Here is a 9,877-nt window from a genome sequence, read left to right as displayed (position 1 = left end):
TCAAGTGCCGACGGTGCGCCGCTCAGCGGTACAGCTCCTCGATGTCGGCCCTGAAGTCCTTGTGGACCAAGGCACGCTTGACCTTCAGGGTCGGGGTCAGATATCCGTTCTGCTCGGTCAGGTCCACCGCAAGGATCCGGATCCTGCGGATCGACTCGGCCCGGCTCACCGTCGTGTTGGCCTCGTCCACGGCCGTCTGCAGCCTGGCCAGCAGATCCGGGTCGTCGCGGAGGTCGGCCGGGCCGGCCTGCTCGGGCTTGCCGGCGGCCCGCTTCCACGACGCCAGCGCCGCGGCGTCCAGAGCGATCAGCGCGGCCGTGTACGGCCGCCGGTCGCCGACGACCACCGCCTGGCTGATGAGCGGATGGGTGCGCAGGCGGTCCTCCAGCGGTTCCGGGGCGAGGTTCTTGCCGCCGGCGGTCACGATGATCTCCTTCTTGCGGCCCGAGATCGTCAGGAACCCGTCCTCGTCCAGGGCGCCGACGTCGCCGGTACGCAGGAAACCGTCGGCGGTCAGGCTCTGCCTGGTCACCTGCTCGTTGCGCCAGTAGCCCTGGAACACCATCGGGCCCTTGATCAGAATCTCGCCGTCGTCGGCGATCCGGATCTCGACCCCGGGCAGGGGCGGCCCCACCGTGCCGAGCATGCAGCCCTTCGGGCGGCCGGTGGCGCCCGAGGTGTAGATGATCGTCGCCAGGTCGTCGGCCGACACCATCCGGCGCCGCTCCCGTAGCTGAGCGTCGCTCACGCCGTGCCCGCCCTCGCGGAGCCGGTCCAGCCCGCCGCCGTCGATCTGCCACACCCGCGGCGGTCCGGACGAGAGGCTCGCGGCCGCCTCCTCGACCAGGCGGCGCTGCGTCTCGTTCCCGGCCACCACGGCGACCGGGCCGGCGTCCTCCAGCACCCAGCGGACCTGCTCGGCCGAGGAGGTCTCATAGATCGGGACCGGCAGCGCCGCCACCGCCCACAGGGCGTAGTCCACCACCGTCCACTCGTAGCTGGTGGCGGCCGGCAGCGCGACCCGGTCTCCCGGCTGGATCCCGGCGGCGAGGAAGCCGTCCGCCAGGCCGCGGACGTCGGCCGCGAACCGCCTGGCCGTCACCGGACTCCAGCCTCCGGCCGACCGGCGCTGGAACAGGACCATGTCACCGTTCACCCGGTCGTCGCTGAACACCATGTCGGCGAGCTGGGTGTCGGGGGCGATGGTCACCGGGGCCGGGGCCTCGGGGACACGCATCGTCCATCTCCCTGTGACGAAAAGGCCGGATGAGGCGGAATGCGGCGCCGGGCGCCGCGTTGATGGCGGCGATAAGCAGCCGAATGTGTTATTTCCCCAGGTCAGCGAGCACAAACGCGGAAGGTCGTAGACGGCGCGACCTGAATGGGTTGTTCGTGATGAGATCCCCAACAGTGTCCTGGACGTGGGGGAGTGGGGCGAGCACGGCTGAGGGCGCTCGCGAAGGCCGCTGAACAGGGACGATGGGCGCCTCGGTTGAAATGGGGCAACCCCCTCCGCTGGTGTCCGTGCAGGACGCCCAGCCTATGGGGGTGTGCGTGTCATGGTGTTCGACCAGACAGATCTGCGCGAACTGGCCGCGTTCGGTGACGAGGTCGGTGTGCTGTCGCTCTACACCACGATGGAGCCCGGCACACAGGCCGAGCGGACCCGGCTGCGCAACGAGATCGCCGCGTTGCGCCAGGAGCTGGCCGCAGGCCGCGACCAGGAGCGGGCCAGGCTCGTGGGTCTCCGTCTGGACCTGCTGGAGCCGCGGATCGACGAACTGCTCGACCCGGCCGGTCCCGGTCTGGGGCGTGCCCTGTTCGCGCAGGTGGCCGGTGACGAGGTGCGCACCGAGTGGCTTCAGCTCCCGGTGGGTGACCTCGCCACAGTCAGGGAGCACGCCTGCCTGCTGCCGCTCGTCGCCGCCGTACAGGCCGACAGGCCCGCGGGGATCGCCAGGGTGGGGCGTGACGGCGTGCGCCTGTTCGACAGCCGGTACGGCCTGGCCGACGAGCTGGAGCCGGTGATGTTCCAGCTGGCGACCGCGGACGGGTCCGCGCAGGGATCGGCGACGCTGCCGGGCCTCTCCCGGCGCGGTATCCACCCAGACCGCTTCGACCAGCGCATCGAGGAGCACCTGGCCAAGTACCTGCGCGAGGCGGCCCAGCACGTGGCGGGCCATGCCCGGCGGCTGGGCTGGGAGACGCTGCTGCTGGTGGGCGATCCCCGCGACACCGCGGTTCTGGGCGAGGCGCTGCCGGCAGGCCCGGAGATCGTCCACATGGACGCCGTGCTCGATCCCGCCCTGTCGCCGTCGGAGGTGCTGGAGTTCGTCCGCCCCGCTCGCGAGGAGGCGCGGGCCAGGCATGACGCCGCCCTGGCGGTGCGTGCCCGCGGCCTGGCCCTGTCGCGCGGCAACGGTGCGGTCGGCCTCGACGACATCCTCTCCCTGCTGCGGCAGGGCCGGGTCGAGCACCTGCTGCTCGACGAGGCGGGCCCGCGCAACACCGAGCACGTGGGCGTCACTCCCGAGGAGCTGGAGGAGGAGATGATCGAACTCACCTTCGAGCATGGAGGCGAGGTCACCGTGCTGGAGACCGGAGCGGCGCAGGAGCTCGCCGAGGCGGGCGGAGTGGCCGCGATGCTGCGCTGGTGAGACCCACCCAGGTCGACGCCGGTCCTGCGGTGCTCCGCCGCGCTCAGGGGCCGGCGTCCGGCCGGACAGACCGGTCCCGCGTCACGCGCAGAACGGCGGCGCCGCACAGGTACGCGAGCACCCCGCCCCACGGGAGGCCGGTGGGGCCGTGGTAGCCGGGGCCGGCCACGGCGACGATCAGGAGCCCGGCCAGCACGGCGGCCGAGCCGAGCACGGTCGCGCCGTCACGCCACGGGTCGCGCTCGACGGAATGCGTCATCGGCCGGCGCAGCTCGATGCGCGCGAACAGGGCGACCAGGACGATGAGGACGAGGGCGCAAGCTGCCAGCCACGGCACTCGCCACAGCAGCCACGCCGTCGAGTGCGGCGGGGGCTGCGGCAGGATCCCGGTCGGGATCAGTACGGCGGCCGCGATCGCCGCCGCTGCCATGTGCCACAGGAACACGGTCAGAATGACCGCGTTGGTCGCGATGACCACACTCCACGGGCCGATCCGGCGAAGCCATCGGTTGGCCGCGGGCTGAAGGGCCAGGACCAGTCCGATCTGCGTGGTGGCCAGCGCCATCAGTGCCAGGGTCGGCGGCGCTGTGTTGTAGCCGACCATGCCGACCGGGTAGGGGCCCACCACGGTCAGCCCGACCAGGGCGGCCAGGCCGCCGGCCGCGACCGCCAGCGCTTGCCTGCGGCTCAGCCGCAGGAGTCCGTCCCGCCAGCAGAAGCCGAGCTGGTAGATCGCCATCCAGGCGAACAGGTAGGTGCTCTGACCGACGACCGGCACGTGCAGGCCCCGCCGCAGCAGGTCGGCGGCCGCGACGATGACCACCATCACCACAGGGACGGCGAGCCCCGCGCGGCGGTGCAGCGCGTACAACAACGGCGTGAGCACCACCAGGACGAGGTACGCCAGCAGGAACCACAGCGGGATGGAGGCGAGCCACGCCGCGTGGCCGAGCAGTTCGGTGTTCACCCCGGCCGCCCCGATGACCAGCGAGGTCAGTGGCAGGACCAGGAACAGCGCGGTCGTCGGCCGGAGCAGCCGGTCGGTCCGCCTCAGCACCCAGCCGATGCCGTCGCCTCCGGAGGCGCGGTGCGAGGCCATCGAGGCGCCGCCGGCGTAGCCACCGACCAGGAAGAAGATCGGCATCACCTGGAACAGCCAGGTCACCGGGTCCATCCAGCTCAGGACGTCGAGCGCGTTGTACCCGGACAGCCGGCCGTCCCGGTAGGTCACGGCGACGACGAACCAGTGCCCGAACACCACCAGGAAGATGGCCAGTGCGCGCCACATGTCGGCGCTGCGCTCGCGGCTGTCGGGCGTACGCGCCGCCAGGTCGCGCACCATCGCCGCCAGCCCGCGCATGACGTCAGCCCTCGCTCACCGGAGATCGTCCCTGTGCCTCGTTCGCCCTCAGGTCGGAGGCCATGCTGACGCTGTCCCCAACCCGCCGCGATGTGAAACGGTGACGCCTGTCCGGCCAAGTGGTCACTCCCGCGCCGCCGAGCAGGCGGACGCCTTCGTGCGCGTGGACGTGCGAGCGGGCGATCACGTCACCAAGGGCACGCCCATCGCCTCCGCGTGGAGCTTCGTACCGGATCATCCCGTGGATTCCCGAGCGCGCGACTTCCTCCCGTACAGACGCCGACCGCCGGAACAGCGATCTTCGGCGAAAGCCGACGCGGGACGCCCCGCTGATCGGCCGGCATGCCGGCCGATCAGCGGTCGTAGCGGTATTCACGTGCCCGAATGGCCACGAGGGTCACCAGAGGGTGTTGGAAACGTACAAGATCGGACCAAGCATCCACGATCCGCCTCAGGACAGGCGATCTCTGGGATCGTTGCCGGGCCGGATTTCGGCGGTCAGGTGGGCCATGAGCCGCGCAGGAGCGTCCTCTTGAAGGAGGTGGCCCGCGTCCTCGATCCAGTGCAGTTCGGCGTGCGGGATGCGCTCGTGCAGCCATTCGCCGTACTCCGGGGGAAGAATGCGATCCTCGCGGCCCCAGATGAGACGGATCGGAAGCGACAACTCGCCCAGCAGGTGCTCGTACGCGAAGGTGTCGTTCTGCCTGATCTGGCGGTACTGGCGGTAGAACGCGGCCTGACCTGCCGCTCCCCGCCACGGTGCGAGGTATGCGTCGAGCACTCCCGGCCGGAGGCCGACGTGTGTGGCGTGGCGCAGGTGGCTGGCGACCAGTGCTTCGTGCGCATAGTCCGGAAGCTGCTGGAAGACCTCCGTGTGCTCCAGGATGAGCCGGAAGAGCCCTCGCTCCCACTCGCCTCCGCTCACCGCGTCGAAGAGGATCAGATCCCGGTAGCTTCTCCCCTCCAACAGCAGCGTTCGCAGCGCCACGGCCCCGCCGATGTCGTGGGCGACGACGCTGGGGCAGGACAGCTCCCAGTGGCCGAGGAGCCGGGCGAAGTTCCTCGCGTGAGCCGCCAGGCTGAGGTCCTGGCCCTCGTGCTTGTCCGACTGGCCGAAGCCGAGATGGTCGAAGACGAAGACTGTGCGGGTTCGGGCGAGCGCTGGAGCGATGTCCCGCCAGAGGAAGGAGGAATAGGGGGTGCCGTGCACCAGCACGACCGGGTCCCCGCTGCCCAGGCGGCTCCACCGGACATTTCCGTCAGGCGTCTCGAACACCTCGCTCAGTGTCCAGTTCACCTTCGGCCCCCCATACCTGTCACCGCCCCCTTGACGCTAGCAGGGCTGATGCCGTCTCGCCGGACGAGACGTCCATGACCGGGCGATGTCGGCGACCTGCGCGACGACGGCCTTGTCCGGCGGGACGGCGGCGGCGTCACGCAGGCTGACCAGGACGACCACGTCGTCCACGGTGGTGCCGGGCATCGGGTAGTGGGTGTGGCCGTGGGCGGCGATCGGCCGAGCCGCAGCACTCGGCCGGCGGCCAGTCCCGGCGGTCAGCGACGCTGACCGGTACGGCGCACGAATCCTTCGATAGCGGCACCACTACTCCGCGAACCTGCGCCAAGTCAAAGTTTCGGAAGAGACCAACCTGTATCGCGTTATTTGGGATGTCTCATCATGTCTGCCCTGTTGTCGTGATTGATGGCCGAACGAAAGGAACGGTGCAACGACCGGAGGGCATCATGCAGATCAGGCAGTATTTCGGGCTACTTGGGGTGAGGGCCCCGTCGGCCCCGTATCCGGAGCCGCGCTCGCCCAGCGGGAGCGGCACGGACAGCAGCCGTAGTGCGCGCCGCCGGAGGCGTCGTCGCTGACGTTGATGGATGGACATGGCCTGGCGGCCCTGAGCTGCTGGGCGTGTCTGCCCACATGGGTGATCGCTGAGGGGCTGGCTCGACCCCGGGGATCTCGGTGAACGCAACGCGGGTCGCGGGAGCGTTCCGCAGCAACGTGTGGCGGGCCCTGGCGGCGGCTCACCATGTCGCGGACGTAATCGGGCCGCAGCGGGCTTTCACCGCCAGGCAGCATGGCGACATGACGGATCTTCGGTGGGACGAGGTCAGGGGGGTGCCGAACAGCGACGCCTCGTTCAGCGGAATGAGCACCTGCTGGTCGACCGTTGAGGGCGTCCAGCCGTACTTCTCCCAGAACCAGTCGTACGCCTTGTTCCTGTCGATGAGTCGCGTTCGATGGAGGGTGCCCACGGGCCGGTGATCGTTGGTAAGTTGGTCGCAGGTGTGCCGGGAAGCCTGGTCGGCGAGGCCATGTCGTCGACGTCGAAAGAGGCTTGCGCATGCGTGCGCGCGTTCTGGCTTGCGATTTTCCCACCGTCACTCTGGACACCTCCGTCGCCGAGGCCGCCCGGCTCCTGGCCGAGCAGGATCTGCCGGGCCTCATCGTGGTCGATGAGGAAGGGCTGCCCTTGAGCGTCCTGCCGGGCACGCAGGTGCTGTGGCTGGCCGTACCGGGCTACTGCCGCGACGATCCCGCGCTGGCGCGGGTCGTGGACGAGCCGCACGCCGACCGGTTCTTGCGGTCGCTGGCCGGGCGGACCGTACGCGAGGCGTTGCCGAAGGAGTCACGCGAGTTGCCGGTCACCGATCCCGACGCCACGGTGCTGGAGCTGGCGGCCTTGATGGCCCGCACGCGCAGTCCGCTGGTGGCGGTCGTCGAGGATGGGCGGCTGATCGGCGCGGTCACCTTGCAGGCCCTGATGGACTGGGCGGTGTCCGCATGACGGTCACCGCATGGCTGGCGGTGGCGGTCTTCCTGGGCGCGTACGCGCTGATCGCCACAGAGAAGATCCACCGCGTCGCGGCGGCGCTCGGCGGAGCCGGGATCATGCTGCTGATCCACGCCACCGACGCCGGGGCGGCGTTCTTCGACGAGCACACCGGCATCGACTGGAACGTCGTCTTCCTGCTGCTCGGCATGATGATCATCGTCGGTGTGCTGAAACAGACCGGGGTCTTCGAATACCTGGCCATCTGGGCCGCCAAGCGTGCCAAGGGGTATCCGTACCGGCTGATGGTGCTGCTGGTGGTCATCACCGCCGTCGCCTCTGCCCTGCTGGACAACGTCACCACCGTGCTGCTGATCGCGCCGGTGACGTTCCTGGTGTGCGAGCGGCTGGCGCTGCCGGCGGCGCCGTTCCTGATCGCCGAGGCGATGGCCTCCAACATCGGTGGTGCCGCGACGCTGGTCGGCGACCCGCCGAACATCATCATCGCCAGCCGTGCCGGGCTGAGCTTCAACGACTTCCTCATTCACATGGCGCCGCTGGTCGTCGTCCTGATGATCGTTTTCATCGGGTTGTGCCGGGTCCTGTTCCGCACGTACTTCCGCTACGACCCCGAGCGGGCGGCCGAGATCATGGCGCTGAACGAGCGGGAGGCGATCACCGACCGGCGGCTGCTGTGGCAGTCGCTCGTCGTGCTGGCCCTGGTCATGGTCGCGTTCGTGCTGCATCCGGTGTTGCACTATGAGCCGTCCGTGGTGGCGATCCTGGGCGCGGGCATCCTGGTGGCCGTCACCAAGGTCACCACCCAGGACGCGATCGCCGAGGTGGAGTGGCCGACCCTGGTGTTCTTCGCCGGGTTGTTCGTGATGGTCGGCGCGCTGGTGGAGACGGGCGTGATCGGCCAGATCTCGCAGGCCGCGGCCGAGGTGACCCAGGGGCAGCTGGGGCTGACCGCCATGGGCCTGTTGTGGGCCTCGGCCGGGCTGTCGGCGATCGTCGACAACATTCCCTACGTCGCCACCATGAGCCCGATCGTCGCCGACCTGGTCCAGGCGGCCGGCGGCAACGGCCCGGCCCAGGTGCTGTGGTGGGCGCTGGCGTTCGGCGCCGACCTCGGGGGTAACGCCACCGCCGTGGGCGCGGCCGCCAACGTGGTCGTCCTCGGCATCGCCGCTCGCAACGGTCACCCGATCAGTTTCTGGCAGTTCACCAAGTACGGCCTGGTCGTCACGGTGGTCACCATCGCGCTGTGCGTGCCGTACCTGTGGCTGCGCTACCTGTGAGCCACAGGTACGGCACGCGGCCGAGGTCCGGCACGCCGCGCGGAGCCGCGATGGGTTGAGCCCCAGGGGCGCCGGAGGCGGTTCCGGCTCATGAGTGCGTGCTCGGCGACGGCAGATGCGGCGGCCGCCATCGCCAGGTGGCGTTGCCGTCGGCGGCGATGCCCTTGCGCCACAACGACGCGGGCATCAGCCGGATCATGGTCACCATCGCCCGGTAGGCGGCGGTCGAGGTGGTGCGCCGCCCGTCGGCGCCAGCGCCGCGAGCGGTGGCCTGGGTGCGCGGGCGGCGTTCGGCGTCGTAGCGGCGCAGCGCGGCCTCGATCGCGGGTTCGCCGGCGAGGGCGGCGGCGAGCACGACGGCGTCTTCGATGGACTGCCCGGCGCCCTGGCCACGATCGGGGCTCATCGCGTGCGCGGCATCGCCGAGCAGCGCCACCCGGCCGCGGACGTAGGTGGGCAGCGGTGCCAGGTCGCGGATGTCGATATGGATCACCGCCTCGTCCGGGGTGGCCTCGATCAGCGCCGGGATCGGCTCGTGCCAGGTGGCGAGGCGGCGAGCCGCCTCGATCTTCTCCTCCTCGTAGCGGATGCCCGGTCGGGCGGCGGTGGTGACGTAGGCCCAGTACGCGCGGCCGCGGCTGATCGGATGGATGAGGACGTAGCCGCCGGGGCCGAGCGTGATGCTGCCTGGCAGGTCGGCCATCTCGGTGATGCCCAGCCAGGCGGTCCGGCCCAGGAAACGCGGCGGCGGCGCGTCCGGCCACAGCAGCCGGCGCACCGTGCTGTGGACGCCGTCGGCGGCGACGACCAACTCGCCGCCGAGCTCGACGCCGCCGTAGGTCACCGTGACACCGCTGTCCTCCTGCCGGACCGCGGTGACCTCCGCCCCGGTGCGCACCCAGCCGTCCGGTAGCGCATCGAGCAGCACCTCGTGCAGGTCGGCGCGGTGGAAGGCGAGCATGGCGGCCGCATCGTCCGGCCGGGCGCGCTGCAGGTAGCGGCCATCGGGCAGCCGCAGGTTGCCGGCCGCGTGGGTGGGCGCGCCGACGGCTCGGGCCTGGGCGCCGACGCCGAGCTCGTCCAGTGCGCGCATGGCGTTCGGGGCCTGGGACATGCCGGCGCCGATCTCGCGCAGCTCGACCGCTCGCTCCAGCACGACGGCGTGCCACCCGATCCGGTGCAGGGCCAGGGCGGCGGCCAGCCCGCCGATGCCGCCGCCGATCACGATCGCCTGTCTGCTCACGAGGTCACCTCATCGTCAAGATCGTTGGCAGGGTCGTCCTTGGCCGGATCGGGGCGCAAGGGTGGCGCATTGTCAAAAACCGTGGCCATCCATTCGAAGGTGGCGTGCGCCTGGCGGATGCGCGCGGCCCGCGTATCGCCGGAGCCGACCAGGTCGAGGCCGTCACGGGTGATGTCGAGGAAGGAGGTGATGCCGGCGATCTGCTTGCGGACCACCACCGTCCAGGCGTCGTCGGCCATCCGGTAGAAGACGGTCCGCTCGCCCGGCCGGGTGCGCCAGGTGAGGAACCCCATGCTGGTCAGCAGCCGCAGATTCGAGGTGAGCGAGGCGCGGCTGGCACCGATGGCCTGGCTGATGTCCGCGGCGGACTGCTCCGGCGGATCGCACACCATCAGCCATCCCAGCACCCGCCCGGCGATCGGCGGCACTCCGTCACGCGCCAAGTACATGGCTACCCGCTCCACCCATTCCAGCAGCGGATCCTGTTGCGTCATGCCGGTGTCATCCTCTCTTTCAGTGATTTCAGCATAAAC

General features: G+C 70.4%; 10 protein-coding genes. 4 read left to right on the top strand and 6 right to left on the bottom strand.

The features are described 5' to 3' along the window. Positions 1-22: 22 nt before the first annotated feature. A complete protein-coding gene (locus ABZW11_RS18490) occupies positions 23-1,237 on the bottom strand; it encodes an AMP-binding protein (RefSeq protein WP_355418487.1) in 1,215 nt (404 codons plus the stop codon). 322 nt (positions 1,238-1,559) lie between these two features. Here ABZW11_RS18490 and ABZW11_RS18485 point away from each other — a divergent pair, with 322 nt between their 5' ends. Beyond that, positions 1,560-2,657 (top strand): VLRF1 family aeRF1-type release factor, encoded by a 1,098-nt coding sequence (locus ABZW11_RS18485; RefSeq protein ID WP_355418485.1) that lies wholly within the window; start codon positions 1,560-1,562, stop codon positions 2,655-2,657. Between the two features lie 43 nt (positions 2,658-2,700). Here the strand turns inward: ABZW11_RS18485 and ABZW11_RS18480 are convergent, their stop codons facing one another. The 3 genes from ABZW11_RS18480 to ABZW11_RS18470 form a co-directional block, all read right to left on the bottom strand. Further along, on the bottom strand, positions 2,701-4,017 hold the full coding sequence (locus ABZW11_RS18480; RefSeq protein ID WP_355418483.1) for an acyltransferase: 1,317 nt from the start codon (positions 4,015-4,017) through the stop codon (positions 2,701-2,703). 451 nt (positions 4,018-4,468) lie between these two features. Then, positions 4,469-5,314: an alpha/beta hydrolase gene (locus tag ABZW11_RS18475; RefSeq protein WP_355418481.1), complete on the bottom strand. Its 846-nt coding sequence runs from the start codon at positions 5,312-5,314 to the stop codon at positions 4,469-4,471. A 36-nt stretch (positions 5,315-5,350) separates the two neighbouring features. After that, positions 5,351-5,500, bottom strand: a complete 150-nt coding sequence (locus ABZW11_RS18470; RefSeq protein WP_355418479.1) for a hypothetical protein — start codon at positions 5,498-5,500, stop codon at positions 5,351-5,353. Positions 5,501-6,112: 612 nt separating this feature from the next. Between ABZW11_RS18470 and ABZW11_RS18465 the strand changes: the two genes are divergently transcribed. From ABZW11_RS18465 to ABZW11_RS18455, 3 genes are all read left to right on the top strand, one after another. Beyond that, positions 6,113-6,292, top strand: coding sequence for a hypothetical protein (locus ABZW11_RS18465; RefSeq protein WP_355418477.1), 180 nt, complete (start codon positions 6,113-6,115; stop codon positions 6,290-6,292). A 79-nt stretch (positions 6,293-6,371) separates the two neighbouring features. Then, entirely contained in the window at positions 6,372-6,815 is a 444-nt protein-coding gene (locus ABZW11_RS18460; protein WP_355418475.1) for a CBS domain-containing protein, read from the top strand. Then, positions 6,812-8,101 (top strand): ArsB/NhaD family transporter, encoded by a 1,290-nt coding sequence (locus tag ABZW11_RS18455; protein WP_355418473.1) that lies wholly within the window; start codon positions 6,812-6,814, stop codon positions 8,099-8,101. Before ABZW11_RS18460 ends, ABZW11_RS18455 begins: the two co-directional genes overlap by 4 nt. An 88-nt stretch (positions 8,102-8,189) precedes the next feature. Here the strand turns inward: ABZW11_RS18455 and ABZW11_RS18450 are convergent, their stop codons facing one another. After that, the gene (locus tag ABZW11_RS18450) at positions 8,190-9,344 is read right to left on the bottom strand and encodes an FAD-dependent monooxygenase (RefSeq protein WP_355418471.1); all 1,155 of its coding nucleotides are present in this window, start codon (positions 9,342-9,344) and stop codon (positions 8,190-8,192) included. Continuing rightward, complete coding sequence (locus ABZW11_RS18445) at positions 9,341-9,838, bottom strand: transcriptional regulator (protein WP_355418469.1); 498 nt, start codon at positions 9,836-9,838, stop codon at positions 9,341-9,343. Before ABZW11_RS18445 ends, ABZW11_RS18450 begins: the two co-directional genes overlap by 4 nt. Positions 9,839-9,877: the final 39 nt, after the last annotated feature.

The organism is Nonomuraea sp. NPDC004580, from assembly GCF_040609855.1.
GTDB classification, from domain to species: Bacteria; Actinomycetota; Actinomycetes; order Streptosporangiales; family Streptosporangiaceae; genus Nonomuraea; species Nonomuraea salmonea.
This window is presented reverse-complemented; position numbering and strand designations above follow the sequence as displayed.

Excerpts from the sequence above, each read along its gene's own strand:
- ABZW11_RS18460 (WP_355418475.1), top strand. The coding sequence starts at position 6,372 with ATGCGTGCGCGCGTTCTGGCTTGCGATTTTCCCACCGTCACTCTGGAC.
- ABZW11_RS18455 (WP_355418473.1), top strand. The coding sequence starts at position 6,812 with ATGACGGTCACCGCATGGCTGGCGGTGGCGGTCTTCCTGGGCGCGTAC.
- ABZW11_RS18465 (WP_355418477.1), top strand. The coding sequence starts at position 6,113 with ATGACGGATCTTCGGTGGGACGAGGTCAGGGGGGTGCCGAACAGCGAC.
- ABZW11_RS18445 (WP_355418469.1), bottom strand. The coding sequence starts at position 9,838 with ATGACGCAACAGGATCCGCTGCTGGAATGGGTGGAGCGGGTAGCCATG.
- ABZW11_RS18470 (WP_355418479.1), bottom strand. The coding sequence starts at position 5,500 with ATGCCCGGCACCACCGTGGACGACGTGGTCGTCCTGGTCAGCCTGCGT.
- ABZW11_RS18480 (WP_355418483.1), bottom strand. The coding sequence starts at position 4,017 with ATGCGCGGGCTGGCGGCGATGGTGCGCGACCTGGCGGCGCGTACGCCC.
- ABZW11_RS18485 (WP_355418485.1), top strand. The coding sequence starts at position 1,560 with ATGGTGTTCGACCAGACAGATCTGCGCGAACTGGCCGCGTTCGGTGAC.
- ABZW11_RS18490 (WP_355418487.1), bottom strand. The coding sequence starts at position 1,237 with ATGCGTGTCCCCGAGGCCCCGGCCCCGGTGACCATCGCCCCCGACACC.